Source organism: Thioclava sp., assembly GCF_048263065.1.
In the GTDB taxonomy this organism is placed as follows: domain Bacteria; phylum Pseudomonadota; class Alphaproteobacteria; order Rhodobacterales; family Rhodobacteraceae; genus Thioclava.
In genome coordinates, this window is the sequence record NZ_JBLXEM010000005.1 from 286,716 (window position 1) to 300,866 (window position 14,151).

Here is a 14,151-nt window from a genome sequence, read left to right on the forward strand (position 1 = left end):
GCGTCCAGCGCTACGAGCGCTCCAGATTGGCACCGATCAGATCGGCGCATTGCGCGGCATGGGTGGCGGGCAGCATATGGCCCGCGTCTTTGATGCAGGCGACGCCGACATCGGACAGGCGCGCCGCGATTGCCTCGGCCACCCGCGGCATGGTGGGGGGCGAGCGGTCACCGTGAATGATCATCACCGGCGCGTCGATAGCCTCGATCCCGCCGTCGCGCGAGATGCCTGCCGGATCTTCGAAATTCGCACGGCTGATGTTTTCCACCATCGGCATGGTCGTTATAAAGCGCGCGCGCTGTGCCTCGGTGTAGCTGTCCCAAGGCTGGCCGGTGCCCCAATCGCGCATAAATCCTTTGGCCGCGCCCTCATGCTCGCCCGCCGCCATCATCGCCTCGAAGTGGTCTTGCTTGACGCGCAGCGCCTGCCATTCGGGGTCGCTCTCGGGCAGGGCGGCAAACAGCACGGGTTCGATCAGCGTCAGCGAGCGCACGGCCTCAGGGGCGCCCACCGCGATGCGCAGCGCCACCGAGGCGCCAAAACTATGTCCGATCAGATCGACGGGGCGCTCGATGAAGCTGGCCGCGATCCGAGTCACCAGCGTCTGGAATGCGCCGGACTCCGACGGATCGCCCCGCCACGGAGCAGATTGGCCGTGACCGGGTTGATCAAACGCAGTGGCGCTGATTTGACCTGCCAGCGGCATCAGTGCCTCGGACCAAAGCTTGGAGTTGCCCAAGGTGCAATGGATCGCCAGCGCCGGGCGTTCGCCATGCCCAAAGGTCTGCCATGCGATTTCCGCGCCTTGGCGTAGATCGCGCGCCATTAGAACGTCCCCAGATGGTCGTCCAACAGCTCAAGGCGATCTTGGCCCCAAAACCGCTCGTCTGTTTCGGCGACGATATAGAAGGGGGCACCAAATGCGCCGCGCTCGACGGCCTCTTCGAGGTTGCGTTCATAGGTAATTGCGCCGTCAAACAAGCCCGTTGTGACCAGATCGCCGGAAAACCCGTTGGCCTCAAGGGCGGCGCGGATCACGTCGTCCTTGGCGATGTCTTTGCCCTCGGCCCAGCAGGCGCGCGCAATTGCATGCGCCAACCCGCCAATGTCACCGCCGCCCGCCTTTTGCGCGGCAATCAACGCATAAGACGCAGGCGCGGGGTTGGTCGGGAAAAACGGCGGGGTGAAATCCATCGCCATGCCCAACTTGGCCGACCAGCGTTTGAGTTCCTGCATGCGATACTCCATCCGGCAGGCCGGACGCTGCGCGGGGGGCGTGCCGCCGGTGCGGGAAAACAGCGCGATCAGATCGAGCGGTTTGTAGGCGATGCTCGCCCCGTGGCGGCTGGCGATCTGTTCGAGTCGCTGGCCTGCGAGATAGGTCCAGGGGCTGAATACGCCGAAAAAATAGTCGATCCGCGCCATTGATAACACTTTCTTGACGGTGGAAATTGCCGCCAAGCTACCTCGGTGCTAAGGCAGGCGCAATCAACCGAATCCTGTCGGGGTGACCCGGCGCTGCCCCGAGGAACTGCCCTGATGTCTGTTGTCACCGAACCCAAACTGATTTCCGGAAACTCGAACCGCCCGCTGGCGCATTCCATCGCGCGGCGGATGTCGATGCATCGGGGGATGTCGGTGGGGCTGGTGGATACGCGGGTTGAACGCTTTAACGATGGCGAGATCTTTGTCGAAGTCTACGAGAACGTGCGCGGCGAGGACATGTTCATTATCCAGTCGACCTCGAACCCGGCCAATGACAACCTGATGGAATTGCTGATCATGTCGGATGCGCTGCGCCGCTCCTCGGCGGATCGCATCACCGCCGTGATCCCGTATTTCGGCTATGCGCGCCAAGATCGACGCACCAAGGCGCGCACGCCGATTTCGGCCAAACTCGTGGCGAACTTGCTGACCGAATCCGGCGTTGATCGCATCCTGACGCTGGATCTACACGCGGCGCAAATTCAGGGCTTCTTCGATATTCCGGTGGACAACCTTTATGCCAGCCCGGTGTTCGCGCTGGATATTCTGCACCACTTCAAGGGCAAGATGAATGACGTGATGGTCGTCTCGCCCGATGTGGGCGGTGTGGCGCGGGCGCGTGAGCTGGCCAAGCGGATCGAGGCCCCGCTGTCGATCGTTGACAAGCGGCGCGAGAAAGCGGGCGAGATCGCAGGGATGACGGTGATCGGTGACGTTTCGGGCAAGAAATGTATCATCGTGGACGATATTTGCGACACGGCAGGCACGCTGTGCAAAGCCGCCGAAGTGCTGATGGAGGCGGGCGCGACTGAGGTCCATGCCTATATCACCCACGGCGTGCTGTCGGGCCCCGCAGTCGAGCGCGTGAGCAAATCGGTGATGAAATCGCTGGTCATCACCGATTCCATCGAACCGAGCGAGACCGTCAAAGCCTGCCCCAATATCCGCATCGTGCCCACCGCGCCGATGTTTGCCCAAGCCATTCTGAACACATGGTCGGGCACTTCAGTTAGCTCGTTGTTTGAGACCGAAACCCTGACGCCCATTTATGAGGGCATGTATACCCGCGATTGATCCGCGTGCGGCACCTCGACCTGAAGGCCCGGATCTTAGCGATCCGGGCTTTTTAGTGTGCGCCCGGCGCCGAGGCGCGGCACAGCTGACCCGAGGTAACGACGGGGGAGGAGTGCAGAGTCGCGGTAGACTCGCGCGAAGGTGTTGCCATGAGAGCGGCCTTGGCACTGACGTTTCTTTACAGGATTTTTCCCGCGCGCTAACCCGAGTAGGCGAATTTAGCCGGTTCAGACCGTGGCCGAGTTGGGCTAGATCAAACAATTTGTGAGATGGAAGACATGTATTTTGGAAAATTTCTCATTGCCGCCGCACTGGTCATGGGCAGCACGGCCGCGCAAGCAGGCGCTACCCTCTATAAATGCGCATTGACGGACCGTCCCAGCAGGAGCTTCATGTCGAAGACACTTGAGATAGTTTATGACGCCAAGACCGGCGAGGCGCGGGCAGTCGATGGCATGATCTGGCGCACCTATGGCAAGGATATGCCCGTCAAGGTCGTGGTGGACAATCCGGCGCGTATCACCTTTCGCTGGGAGGCGAAGAACGTGAAAGGGCGTTCACGCGGCGCGTCCAACACTGCTGTGGGCGTGCGCGAGACGGTGACGCTGCTCAAGGATACGATGGACGTGCAGGTCCGTCAGATGCCGCTTGGCTACGACAACAGCTTTACGGGTTCGGGCAGTTGCACCGCCCAGCCATACAATCCGCGGCGCAAATAGGGTCTCACCTGGTCGCGATAGAAGGAGGCCAATGCGCCTGTTATCTCTCACTGCCCTCGTGATGATCGCCTTTGCGGCCAATTCGGTGCTTAACCGGATGGCGGTGCATGGGGCGGGCTGGGGACCGGCTTTTACCGGGGTGGTGCGGTTGTCCTCGGGGGCGCTGGTGCTGCTGGTGATGGCGCTGGGCGCAAAGGGCTGGCGTGGGATGAGGATGCGCCCGGCGGCGCTCGGTGCGGGTGTCGCCACGCTGTTTCTGTATATCTACGGATTTTCCATCGCGAGCGGGTTGATTGATGCCGGTGTCGGGGCGCTGACGCTGTTTGGCATGGTGCAGATCACGATGTTTGCGGGCGCTTTGGTGCTGCGCGAGCCGATCTCGCCTTGGCGTTGGATCGGGGCGGGGTTGGCATTTACGGGGCTTGCGGTGCTGCTGGCGCCCGGATCGGGTGGGCAGCCTCTTGATCCGCTGGGGTTCGCACTGATGGCGCTCGCGGGGGTCGGCTGGGGGCTGTATTCGCTGAATGGGCGGCGCGCCGGTGATCCGCTGGTGGCGAGTGCGTTGAACTTTGCGGTAGCGGTGCCGCTGGCGCTGATCTGGCTGGGCGTGGCGCGCGATGCGGGGCAGGGCGCGGCTTGGGGCTGGGGACCTGCGCTGGCTTCGGGGGCGATCACCTCGGGGCTGGGCTATGCGCTGTGGTATCGCGTGTTGCCGCAAATCCCCGCCAGTCTGGCCGCCATCGCGCAGCTTTCGGTGCCGATCCTTGCCGCCCTCGGCGGTGCTGTCCTGCTGGCTGAAACCCCATCGCTGCGCTTCTGGATCGCCGCAGCGCTGGTTCTGGGGGGCATCGCGCTGTCGCTGCGCAAAAACCGCCCGAATGCGCGTTGACTCCGGGGCTGCGCGCTGTATAAGCCCGCCATCCCGGTAGCCAGTGCTGCCGGGTCATTCATTGGTGTTGGTGGACCTCGCAAGAGGAAACCTGTCGCCGGGATCACACCCGGAGGAGGACAACGCCCTTCGAAACGCTAAGAAGGAGTCCAGCCGTGACCAAACGCACGTCTGCCAAGTATAAGATCGACCGCCGCATGGGCGAAAACATCTGGGGCCGCGCAAAATCGCCGGTCAACCGCCGCGAATACGGCCCCGGCCAGCACGGCCAGCGCCGCAAGGGCAAGCTGTCCGATTTCGGCACCCAGCTGCGCGCCAAGCAAAAGCTCAAGGGCTATTACGGCGATCTGACCGAGAAACAATTCCGCCGCATCTACGCCGAAGCTGAGCGTGTGAAGGGCGACACCGGTGAAAATCTGGTGGGTCTGCTCGAGCGTCGCCTCGACGCGCTGGTCTACCGCGCGAAATTCGTGCCGACCGTCTTTGCGGCGCGTCAGTTCGTGAACCACGGCCACGTTACGGTGAACGGCAAAAAAGTGAACATCCCCTCCTACCGTGTGAAAGAGGGCGACGTGATCGAAGTGCGCGAGAAATCCAAGCAGATGGCGTTGGTTCTTGAAGCTGTGCAATCGCCCGAGCGCGACGTGCCCGATTACCTCGACGTTGATCACAATAAGATGGTTGCGACCTTCGTGCGCACGCCCAAGCTGGGTGACGTGCCCTACGCGGTTCAAATGGAACCCAACCTCGTGGTCGAATTCTACGCGAAGAACTGATCTTTCAGTCTTCGCCGGTTTTTGCGAAAGGTCGCGCCCTCGGGTGCGGCCTTTTTCGTTGCATGCAGGTCGCGCATTGCACCGCGATGACATCGGGGTGATCTTGAGACTAGCCCTGCCGCGCGCACCCCGCTAGATATCAGGAGAATTTCGAGGAACAGGTCATGACGAGTCACATCCGCCCGCAACCCGGCATCATGGACATCGAACTGTATCAGGGCGGGGCGGCCCATGTCGCTGGGCGCACTGATGCGATCAAGCTCAGCTCGAACGAGAATCCGTTCGGCCCGTCCGATAAGGCCAAGGACGCGTTTACCAAATGCGCCCACACGATGCATCGCTACCCGTCGACCGATCACGCCAAGCTGCGCCTTGCGATTGGCGATGTTCATAGTCTTGATCCCGACCGCATAATCTGCGGCGTGGGCAGCGACGAGATTATCCACCTGTTGTGCCAATCTTTCATCGGTCCGCGCGATGAGGTGATCTTCACGGAGCACGGCTTTCTGATGTATCGCATCGCCACGCAAGCGGCGGGCGGCACCCCCGTTCAGGTCGCCGAGCGCGAGCGCACCACCGATGTCGATGCGATCCTTACCGCCTGCACCAAGAAGACCAAGCTGGTGTTCATTGCCAATCCAAACAACCCGACGGGCACGATGATCGGGCTGGCCGAGTTGGAACGGCTCGCTGTCGGGCTGCCCAAGGGTGCGCTGCTGGTGATCGACAGCGCCTATTCTGAATATGTCGAGGGCTATGACGGCGGGGCAGAGCTGGCTACGCGGCTGCCCAACGTCTTTATGACGCGCACGTTTTCCAAGATCTACGGACTGGGCGGGTTGCGCGTGGGCTGGGGTTATGGGGCGCGCGAAATCATCGACATTCTCAATCGCATTCGAGGCCCCTTCAACCTTGCTACCGCGCAGCTTGAAACCGCCGAGGCGGCGGTGCGCGATCAGGATTGGATCAACAAATGTCGCGATGACAACACCCGCTTGCGCTCTTGGTTGGCCGAAGCGCTGGCGGAAAAAGGTGTTCCGTCAGATACTTCTACGGCGAACTTCATTCTTGCGCGCTTTGCGTCAGAGGGTGAGGCTGCGGCTTGCGACGACTGGCTGAAATCCGAGGGCGTGATCGTGCGGCGCGTGGGCGGCTACAACCTGCCCAACTGCCTGCGCATCACCGTGGGGGACGAACCGTCGTGTCGCCGCGTCGCGCATTTGATCGGCGTGTTCAAGGCTGGCGGCGCGAGCCAAGGCGCATGAGCGTGATCTATGAAAAGGTTGCGCTGATCGGGCTGGGGCTTATTGCCTCGTCGATGGCGCGCGCGATGCGCGAACACGGGCTTGTCGGCACGATCACTGGGCATGCGCGCTCTGCAGAGACGCGCGCGACGGCGCTAGAGATCGGGCTGGTAGATACGGTGCATGATACGGCGGCGGCGGCGGTCGCGGGGGCTGATTTGGTCGTGCTCTGCGTGCCCGTCGGCGCGATGGGTGCGATTGCGGCTGAAATCGCGCCGCATCTGGCACCGGGAGCGACCGTGACCGATGTTGGCTCGGTCAAGCGCGCGGTGATTGATGCGGTTGGCCCGTATATGCCCGAGGGCGTGCATTTCATCCCCGGTCACCCGCTGGCAGGGACCGAGCAATCGGGGCCGCGCGCGGGTTTTGCGACGCTGTTCACTAACCGCTGGTGGTTGTTCACGCCGCTTGAGGGCACCGATGCGCCTGCGCTGGCTCGGCTGAAATCACTGGTCGAGGCGATGGGCGCCAATACTGACGAGATGCCGCCCGATCACCATGATCTGGTGCTGGCAGTGGTGTCACATACGCCTCACCTAATCGCTTATACGATGGTCGGCGTGGCGGATCATCTTCGCCGTGTAACCCATGAAGAAATCATCAAATATTCTGCTTCCGGCTTTCGCGATTTCACCCGCATCGCGGCCTCTGATCCGGTGATGTGGCGCGATGTGTTCCTGACCAACAAAGAGGCCACGCTGGATGTTCTGGGCCGCTTTGCCGAAGAGCTTTTCATGCTGCAACGCGCGATCAGGATGGGCGATGGTGAGATGCTGGAGGATTATTTCTCGCGCACCCGTGCGATCCGGCGTGGCATTATCGAGGCGGGGCAGGATACCGACGCCCCTGATTTCGGACGTGGGCCGAAGACAAAGACATGACCCGCACGCTGATCTTGGCCGTGATGGCGCTGGCAGCGCTTGGATCTTGCGGAAAGTCGCGCAAGCCAGCGGTCAGCTATTCGTCCTCGGGCGCGCTATGTGGCATCGCGGGGCTAGAGGGCGAACGCATCGCGCCGATCGATGGGCCCGGCGCCTGTGGCATTGCCGATCCGATACGCATCACCGCCGTGTCCGGCATCGCCCTTAGCACACCCGCGCGAGTCAATTGCACGGCGGGGGCGGCCTTCAAGCGTTGGGTGGATCGCGGTATCAAACCGGCGGTGGGCAAGCGTGGCGGGGGCATCGAGACGATCAATATCGCCGCCTCATATTCGTGCCGCACGCGCAATTCGCGCAAAGGGGCCAAGCTGAGCGAGCATTCCAAGGGCAACGCGATTGACGTGTCGGGCGTGGTTTTGCGCGATGGCACGCGGCTGACCGTGCAAGACGATTGGAACGGCAAGCGACGCGTCATCAAGAAGATGCATAAATCGGCCTGCGGCACGTTTGGCACGGTGCTGGGCCCGAAATCGGACCGCTTCCACCAAGACCATCTGCATGTCGACGGGGCCAGCTATCGCAGCGGGGCCTATTGTCGCTAAGTTAGCTTTGCTGTTGGGGAAATTGTGGTGCTGGCCCCAGCGGAATCGGCCCGAGGCTCATCTGACCATTCTGAAAAATCAACGGCACTTCCAGCGCGTCTTGCGGGTCTTTCGCGGCCAGCATTGTCGCCACGCCGGAAATCAGATTGACCTGATCGCTGGCAATCAGCCCCGCCCCTTGCGCGATCGAAATCCAGTTGCGCCACGACGCCGAGCGGATTTGCAGCGTGCCTTCGGGATAGCCGCTGGCATCGATGCGCAGATTGCCAGCAACCGACAGATCATTGCCGCCCCAGCTAAGCGACAGATCACTAAGGGCCAGCGTCATCAGTCCCGGCAAACCGCGATCCGCTGCCTCTTTGGTGATCGGGTCGCGCAGACCTGCAAGCGCGTCCAGATGGAGGCGCGCGACCGTGTCACCCAAGCCAGACTTGGGCGCGATTTTTGCCACCAGCGCGGGGGGCAGCGTCAGGTTCACCGCCTCTGCGCCAAGGCGATAGGTGGCGCCGGGCATGATCAACTGGCCATTGTCATTTGGATCGGGCAGCGCGCCTTGCGCCTTATCCTCGCGCGTGATGGCGAGGCGAAGCTGATCGGCGCTCAGCTCGGGGGCAGTGCCCGCAGCAGGCGTCAGCACCGGGTTTTCGATGACCGTGACGAGGTTTTGCAGCGGCAAAGCTGTGGAATAGCCCACTGTCACCGAACTGCGCATATCGGCCACGTTTAGCGTATAGCTTTGATTGCCAAGGAATATTTTCTGTCCCGAGGGGAGATAAGAAATCACTTTATTGGGCGCGTATCCCAGCGCGAAGACCTGCGCATAGGGCGCTGACCACGACCACGCGCCGCCCGCGCCAAAGAGTTGCGGTTGCTCATAAGTCAGATCAAAGCGCGACGGAAACCCTGCTATGGTGACGCCCTTGGCATCGCCCCAGCCGTCTTGGCGTGCCTGCGTCAGCATCGCTTTCGCGCCCGCCTCGATCTGGGAGGAGCCGTAAAACCAATAGCCCGCATAGCCGAACGTCAAAATCACCACCAGCCAGATCAGCTTGCGCATCGTTTAATGCCTCTTTGCAATCAACCTCTCTCCCATGTAAGGCGGTTGATCATGAACGACCAGCCTGACACGAACACGATCTGGATCTTTGGCTATGGCTCGCTGATCTGGAACCCTGGCTTTGATGCGGCCGAACGCAGTCTGGCGCGCGCGCCGGGCTATGAGCGCTCGTTTTGCCTGCGCTCGCTGGTGCATCGCGGCACGCCCGAAGCGCCGGGACTGGTGCTGGCGCTGAATACGGGGCAGGGCGGGTGCGATGGCGTGGCGTTTGCGGTGCGCACGGGCCAAGAGGCTGAGGTCATGGCCTATTTGCGTGAACGCGAGTTGGTCACATCGGCCTATCTGGAGCGCGAAATCCCGCTGGAACTGGCGGATGGGCGGCGCGTGCAGGCTGTGACCTATGTGATCGACCGCCATCACGATCAGTATTGCGGGGCGCTCACGCTGGAAGAACAGGCACGTATTATTGCGCAAGCCACCGGTGGGCGCGGTCCAAACAGCGACTATTTGTTTAATACTGCGGCACATTTGCACGAATTGGGCATTCCCGACACGATGTTGGATGGGCTTGCGGCACGCGTGCGTGAATTGACGTGTTAACGCTTGGCGAAGGGCGCACGCATCGCTAGTCTGCGATAAAACAGGCAAAGGGGCAGAGTATGCACGAACCAGTGCGGCTAAACCCGCAATTTTCGCAACCCGTGCGTCAGGTTCTCCTGATGCTGTTGGTTTTGGCGCTGGTGGGCATGGGCGGCTATTTCGCTTATGCCCGTATCTTCCCGATCTTTCTGGCAAATCCTTGGCTGAACGGGGTGATCTTAACGGTCTTTGGCTTTGGCATTCTCGCCTGTTTCTGGCAAGTGGCGCAGCTCGTCAAGGCGGTGAACTGGATCGAAAGCTTTGCCGCCGATCGCCCCGGACGCCCCGAGGTCAGCGCACCTTCGATGCTCGCGCCCCTCGCTTCGCTGCTCGGCTCGCGTGAGGCGCGCCGCGCGGTGTCGTCCAGTTCGGGGCGCTCGATCCTGGAATCGGTGGCCACACGGATCGACGAGGCGCGCGATATCACGCGCTATATCACCTCATTGCTGATTTTCCTCGGGCTGCTGGGCACGTTTTACGGTTTGGCGACGACCGTGCCCGCCGTTGTGGAAACCATCCGCGCTTTGGCACCGAAAGAGGGCGAAAGCGCGATGGGCGTGTTTGACAACCTGATGACGGGCCTTGAGGCGCAGCTTGGCGGCATGGGCACGGCATTTTCCTCGTCGCTTCTGGGCCTTGCGGGCTCGCTGGTGGTGGGACTGCTAGAGCTGTTCGCCAATCACGGCCAGAACCGGTTTTACCGCGAGTTGGAGGAATGGATCTCCTCGATCACGCGGCTGTCCTTTACGGCCCTTGAAGGGGGCGATGGCGAAAGCTCGATGGTGGCAGGCATCCTCGATCATATGTCCGAGCAGATGGAGCAAATCCAGACGCTGTTCGTGCGATCCGATGCCGGGCGCGTGCAGACCGAGGCGCGTATCGCGCATCTCTCAAACGCACTGCATGATCTGTCGGAACGCATGGGCGGGGAAATTGACGCCCGCGCGGTTCAGGCGCGGTCCTTGCAGCAAATGGCGGATGGGCAAGAGCGGCTGATCGGTGCGCTTGATCAGCTGTCTGCGCGCACCGCCGAGGGTGCGCCCGAAGCCGAGGCAATGGCCGAAACCCGGATGCGCCTGCGCTCGATCGATCTGCAAATGATGCGCATGCTTGAGGAAATTTCGGCGGGGCGGCAAGAAAGCATGGCTGATCTGCGTCATGATTTCGCCGCGCTCACGCGGGCCATTCTGGGCTATAAACCCCCGCGCGAGGACTAAGCCATGGCCCTTGCGCGGCGCAATAACAACCGGTTTTCGGCCAATATCTGGCCAGGTTTCGTCGATGCGATGACTGCGCTGTTGCTGGTGCTGATGTTCGTGCTGTCGATCTTTATGATCGTGCAATCGGTGCTGCGCGACACGCTGAGCACCAAGGAGGGCGAACTGGTCGCGCTGAACGAACAGGTCAGCCAGTTGGCGCGTGCGCTATCACTGCAACAGACCCGCACGCAGCGCCTGACCGGCGAGTTGGAAGATGCCCGCGATGCCGCCGATCAGCAAAATTCGCTGATCGCGACGCTGACCTCGCAGCTATCTGACCGCAAGGCCGAGCTGGATGCGGCGGGTCAGAAAATCACCGAATTTGAGGCCCGCGTGGCGCAGCTGATTGGCGAGCGCGACGCGGCACAAAGCGATGCGACCGCCAAGGCGGACGAAATTCGCCTCAGCAAGGAAACCATCGCCGATCTGCGCACCAAGTTGACGCAATCGGGCGATGCGGTGGCGGCGATGACGCTGCAACTGGAAGAGGCGCGCAAACAGGCCGAGGATACGCTAACTCTGTTGGCCGCTGCGCAGGCCGCCAAGAAAGACATTGAGGCGCAACTCAATCAGCAGTTGAGCGAGGCCGAAAAACAGGCCGCGCTAAAAGCCACGGCGCAAAAGGCGCTGCAGGAACAGACGCAAATCTCGGATGATGCCGCCAAGAAAGTGGCGCTGCTCAATCAGCAGGTTGCCGCACTCAGCACGCAACTGGCGCAGTTGCAATCGGTGCTGGATGAGGCGCAGCAAAAGGACGCCGCCTCAAAGGTGCAGCTGGAAAATCTGGGCCAGCAATTGAATGCAGCCCTCGCGCGCGCCGCATCTGAGCAGAAGAAACGCGCCGATCTGGAAGAGGCCGCGCGCAAAAAGGCCGAGGCCGAAGCCAAGGACCTACAAAACTACCGCTCGGAGTTCTTCGGCAAGCTGTCGCAACTGCTCAAGGGGCGCTCGGGCGTGAAGGTCGAGGGCGACCGGTTCGTGTTCTCCTCCGAAGTGCTGTTCCCCTCTGGCTCGGCTACGCTGTCGGACGCGGGCAAGGCGCAGATCAAACAGGTGACGGGGCTGCTTGATCAGCTGCGCTCGGAAATTCCGCGCGATATTCCGTGGATCATCCGCGTTGATGGGCATACCGATGATACGCCGCTCTCGGGCAATGGCCCGTTCCGGGATAACTGGGAACTCAGTCAGGCGCGCGCGCTGTCAGTGGTGAAATATATGGTGGGCAGTCTTGGCTTTCCGCCCCAACGCCTCGCCGCCGCTGGATTTGCCGAGTTTGACCCGGTTAATACAGCCGACACCCCCGAGGCGCGCGCGCAAAACCGCCGTATCGAGTTGAAGCTGACCGAACGCTGAGCGTCGGGCGGGCAGGGGGGCGGTGCCGCTGATTTCGGATCGGGAAACGCGATCGTGGTGGCAAAGCACGCAGCGCGGGATTTCCAAGCGGGAGTGCATAGGGTAAGCAGCGGGGGCAAACACCTAATGCGAGGCCCTATGTCCGTCTCTATGCTCTCTACCTTCGTCAAGCCGATGCATCCCGAGGGGCGCAAATTCGTCGCCATTTTCGCAGGCGTCACCCTTTTGCTGTTCCTGCTATGGGAGCCGCTGGGCTGGATTGGCGTCGGGCTGACGGTGTGGTGTTATTATTTCTTCCGCGATCCCGAACGGGTTACGCCGACGCGTAAGGGGCTGATGGTCTCGCCCGCGGATGGGGTTGTCTCGTTGCTGGAACCCGCTGTGCCGCCGGTCGAACTGGGGCTTGGCGATCAGCCGATGATGCGGATCTCGGTGTTCATGTCGGTGTTTAACTGCCACGTGAACCGGCTGCCCGCTGCGGGGCGGATCTCGAAAGTCGCGTATCGGTCCGGCAAGTTCTTTAACGCCGCGCTCGATAAGGCAAGTTCGGATAACGAGCGCAACGGTCTGGCCGTCACGCTGCCCGATGGGCGCCAATATGGTGTCGTGCAAATTGCGGGTCTGGTGGCGCGGCGTATCCTGTGCTGGTCCAAAGAGGGTCAAAGCCTGATGAGTGGCGAGCGCTTCGGTCTGATCCGGTTTGGTTCGCGTCTCGATATCTATCTGCCCGAGGGCGTGGCACCGCTGGTGTGCATTGGTCAAACGATGTGTGCAGGCGAAACCGTGATCGCCGATCTGAACAGCACGGAACCACAGCGCCAGGGCGGCGTTCGCTAAGTATCGGGGCAGGGGAGCGCATAATGCAACCGCATGAAAAAGACCGGATGCCGTTTTTGCAGCTCGTGCCCAATCTGGTCACGATCGCGGGGATGGGGCTTGGTCTGACGGCGATCCGCTTTGCGATGGATGACCGCTATGAATTCGCGGTGGTGTTGATTTTGCTCGCGGGGCTGATTGATGGCTTGGACGGGCTGATTGCGCGCCGACTGCATGCGACCTCTGATTTCGGGGCGGAACTCGACAGCCTGTCTGATTTCCTCTGCTTCGGCGTTGCGCCCGGTCTGCTGGTGTATCGCTTTGCGTTGGGCGAGACCCACGCGTTTGGCTGGATTTTCGTGCTGATTTATACCGGGGCGGCCTGTTTGCGCCTCGCGCGGTTCAACGTGATGCGATCCGAACCCGACTCGATGCGCCACTTTACCGGTGTGCCCGCGCCGGCGGGGGCGGGGCTTGCGCTGCTGCCGATGTTCGTCACCTTCGCCAATATAGGGGACGCGCGCGCTGTGCCGGTTCTGGTTGCGATCTGGTTGGGGTTGGTGGGCACACTGATGATCTCGCGCATCAAAACGTTCTCGCCCAAAGCCTTGCGCATCCCGCGCGGGGCCGTCGGGTTTGCCCTGATCGGCACGGTAATCGCGGTGGGGATGGTGTTCACCAAGATCTGGTTGCTGATGGTGATCATCGTCGTGATCTATGTGGCGTTGTTGATGCCCGCTGTCTGGCGTGCGCGTGGGATGATTCTGCGCGGCTGAGTCGGGCATGCGTCGCCATTGCTCGGTACGACAAAGGCGATTCCCTGACATCACGACGTTGTCGCGCGCGAGTCGTATTGGAATCGCTCGCTTCGGCGCTCAGAATGCCGCCAAGGCTCACGCAAAACTCCAAAATGAATCGCCTTACCCTAGGGGAGGGGCGTGGATTGACTTTGCGCAACGCTGTAGCGACGGCTTGATCGCGTAAGAATGCCTGATTTTTCACCAATAAAACAAAGGACATGAGAAAAAATCGCCCCCAAAGTGAAAAAAGTGGTTGCGGACCCCCGGGACTAACCGTAGAAGTCCCCTCACCGAAGCGGCACACAACGCCGCACGGGACGCCGGAAAGGCCAGCATCGCTGGAACGGATGGCACCAAGAATTCGAGGTTTGAGGGCGGGCTGCGCTTAGAAATAAGCGCTTCCGGTTCTTTTTGGCCTCACGCTCTTTGAAATTGTTATTTATCTGAAGAGATATGTGGGCGGTTTGGTCATTCGACTAGGATCGTTGCATATCGGC

15 protein-coding genes are annotated in these 14,151 nt (G+C 61.4%); 12 read left to right on the forward strand and 3 right to left on the reverse strand.

The window, feature by feature from the left end; translation table 11 throughout:
* Positions 1 to 10: 10 nt before the first annotated feature.
* Together ACN0SD_RS09975 and ACN0SD_RS09980 are read right to left on the reverse strand one after the other, a co-directional pair.
* Positions 11 to 826, reverse strand: coding sequence for an alpha/beta fold hydrolase (locus ACN0SD_RS09975; protein WP_417808094.1), 816 nt, complete (start codon positions 824 to 826; stop codon positions 11 to 13).
* The gene (locus ACN0SD_RS09980) at positions 826 to 1,425 is read right to left on the reverse strand and encodes a 2-hydroxychromene-2-carboxylate isomerase (protein WP_417808095.1); all 600 of its coding nucleotides are present in this window, start codon (positions 1,423 to 1,425) and stop codon (positions 826 to 828) included. The genes ACN0SD_RS09975 and ACN0SD_RS09980 overlap by 1 nt, the downstream gene beginning before the upstream one ends.
* A gap of 114 nt (positions 1,426 to 1,539) precedes the next feature.
* Between ACN0SD_RS09980 and ACN0SD_RS09985 the strand changes: the two genes are divergently transcribed.
* The 7 genes from ACN0SD_RS09985 (at position 1,540) to ACN0SD_RS10015 (ending at position 7,730) form a co-directional block, all read left to right on the forward strand.
* Entirely contained in the window at positions 1,540 to 2,559 is a 1,020-nt protein-coding gene (locus tag ACN0SD_RS09985) for a ribose-phosphate pyrophosphokinase (protein ID WP_417808096.1), read from the forward strand.
* 392 nt (positions 2,560 to 2,951) lie between these two features.
* The gene (locus tag ACN0SD_RS09990) at positions 2,952 to 3,278 is read left to right on the forward strand and encodes a hypothetical protein (RefSeq protein WP_417808097.1); all 327 of its coding nucleotides are present in this window, start codon (positions 2,952 to 2,954) and stop codon (positions 3,276 to 3,278) included.
* 31 nt (positions 3,279 to 3,309) lie between these two features.
* Positions 3,310 to 4,167, forward strand: coding sequence for a DMT family transporter (locus ACN0SD_RS09995; protein WP_417808098.1), 858 nt, complete (start codon positions 3,310 to 3,312; stop codon positions 4,165 to 4,167).
* Positions 4,168 to 4,322: 155 nt separating this feature from the next.
* Positions 4,323 to 4,943, forward strand: a complete 621-nt coding sequence (gene rpsD / locus ACN0SD_RS10000; protein WP_417808099.1) for a 30S ribosomal protein S4 — start codon at positions 4,323 to 4,325, stop codon at positions 4,941 to 4,943.
* Positions 4,944 to 5,107: 164 nt separating this feature from the next.
* Positions 5,108 to 6,208, forward strand: a complete 1,101-nt coding sequence (hisC, locus tag ACN0SD_RS10005; RefSeq protein WP_417808100.1) for a histidinol-phosphate transaminase — start codon at positions 5,108 to 5,110, stop codon at positions 6,206 to 6,208.
* Complete coding sequence (locus ACN0SD_RS10010; protein ID WP_417808101.1) at positions 6,205 to 7,128, forward strand: prephenate/arogenate dehydrogenase family protein; 924 nt, start codon at positions 6,205 to 6,207, stop codon at positions 7,126 to 7,128. The genes hisC and ACN0SD_RS10010 overlap by 4 nt, the downstream gene beginning before the upstream one ends.
* Positions 7,125 to 7,730 (forward strand): extensin family protein, encoded by a 606-nt coding sequence (locus tag ACN0SD_RS10015; protein ID WP_417808102.1) that lies wholly within the window; start codon positions 7,125 to 7,127, stop codon positions 7,728 to 7,730. The genes ACN0SD_RS10010 and ACN0SD_RS10015 overlap by 4 nt, the downstream gene beginning before the upstream one ends.
* A 1-nt stretch (position 7,731) precedes the next feature.
* Here the strand turns inward: ACN0SD_RS10015 and ACN0SD_RS10020 are convergent, their stop codons facing one another.
* Complete coding sequence (locus ACN0SD_RS10020; protein WP_417808103.1) at positions 7,732 to 8,787, reverse strand: DUF2125 domain-containing protein; 1,056 nt, start codon at positions 8,785 to 8,787, stop codon at positions 7,732 to 7,734.
* Positions 8,788 to 8,838: 51 nt separating this feature from the next.
* Here ACN0SD_RS10020 and ACN0SD_RS10025 point away from each other — a divergent pair, with 51 nt between their 5' ends.
* The 5 genes from ACN0SD_RS10025 to pssA all read left to right on the forward strand — a co-directional run bounded on the left by ACN0SD_RS10025 (position 8,839) and on the right by pssA (position 13,630).
* Positions 8,839 to 9,387, forward strand: a complete 549-nt coding sequence (locus ACN0SD_RS10025) for a gamma-glutamylcyclotransferase (protein WP_417808104.1) — start codon at positions 8,839 to 8,841, stop codon at positions 9,385 to 9,387.
* A gap of 59 nt (positions 9,388 to 9,446) precedes the next feature.
* Entirely contained in the window at positions 9,447 to 10,643 is a 1,197-nt protein-coding gene (locus ACN0SD_RS10030; protein WP_417808105.1) for a biopolymer transporter ExbB, read from the forward strand.
* A gap of 3 nt (positions 10,644 to 10,646) precedes the next feature.
* Positions 10,647 to 12,038, forward strand: coding sequence for a peptidoglycan -binding protein (locus ACN0SD_RS10035; protein WP_417808106.1), 1,392 nt, complete (start codon positions 10,647 to 10,649; stop codon positions 12,036 to 12,038).
* A 138-nt stretch (positions 12,039 to 12,176) separates the two neighbouring features.
* Positions 12,177 to 12,875 (forward strand): phosphatidylserine decarboxylase, encoded by a 699-nt coding sequence (locus ACN0SD_RS10040; protein ID WP_417808107.1) that lies wholly within the window; start codon positions 12,177 to 12,179, stop codon positions 12,873 to 12,875.
* 23 nt (positions 12,876 to 12,898) lie between these two features.
* On the forward strand, positions 12,899 to 13,630 hold the full coding sequence (gene pssA / locus ACN0SD_RS10045; RefSeq protein ID WP_417808108.1) for a CDP-diacylglycerol--serine O-phosphatidyltransferase: 732 nt from the start codon (positions 12,899 to 12,901) through the stop codon (positions 13,628 to 13,630).
* The last annotated feature ends 521 nt before the right edge of the window (positions 13,631 to 14,151 follow it).

Coding starts and splice junctions, on each gene's coding strand:
- ACN0SD_RS10040 (WP_417808107.1), top strand. CDS start 12,177: ATGTCCGTCTCTATGCTCTCTACCTTCGTCAAGCCGATGCATCCCGAG.
- ACN0SD_RS10030 (WP_417808105.1), top strand. CDS start 9,447: ATGCACGAACCAGTGCGGCTAAACCCGCAATTTTCGCAACCCGTGCGT.
- pssA (WP_417808108.1), top strand. CDS start 12,899: ATGCAACCGCATGAAAAAGACCGGATGCCGTTTTTGCAGCTCGTGCCC.
- ACN0SD_RS09995 (WP_417808098.1), top strand. CDS start 3,310: ATGCGCCTGTTATCTCTCACTGCCCTCGTGATGATCGCCTTTGCGGCC.
- hisC (WP_417808100.1), top strand. CDS start 5,108: ATGACGAGTCACATCCGCCCGCAACCCGGCATCATGGACATCGAACTG.
- ACN0SD_RS10020 (WP_417808103.1), bottom strand. CDS start 8,787: ATGCGCAAGCTGATCTGGCTGGTGGTGATTTTGACGTTCGGCTATGCG.
- ACN0SD_RS09990 (WP_417808097.1), top strand. CDS start 2,952: ATGTCGAAGACACTTGAGATAGTTTATGACGCCAAGACCGGCGAGGCG.
- ACN0SD_RS09985 (WP_417808096.1), top strand. CDS start 1,540: ATGTCTGTTGTCACCGAACCCAAACTGATTTCCGGAAACTCGAACCGC.
- ACN0SD_RS10025 (WP_417808104.1), top strand. CDS start 8,839: ATGAACGACCAGCCTGACACGAACACGATCTGGATCTTTGGCTATGGC.
- ACN0SD_RS10015 (WP_417808102.1), top strand. CDS start 7,125: ATGACCCGCACGCTGATCTTGGCCGTGATGGCGCTGGCAGCGCTTGGA.
- ACN0SD_RS09975 (WP_417808094.1), bottom strand. CDS start 826: ATGGCGCGCGATCTACGCCAAGGCGCGGAAATCGCATGGCAGACCTTT.
- ACN0SD_RS09980 (WP_417808095.1), bottom strand. CDS start 1,425: ATGGCGCGGATCGACTATTTTTTCGGCGTATTCAGCCCCTGGACCTAT.
- ACN0SD_RS10010 (WP_417808101.1), top strand. CDS start 6,205: ATGAGCGTGATCTATGAAAAGGTTGCGCTGATCGGGCTGGGGCTTATT.
- ACN0SD_RS10035 (WP_417808106.1), top strand. CDS start 10,647: ATGGCCCTTGCGCGGCGCAATAACAACCGGTTTTCGGCCAATATCTGG.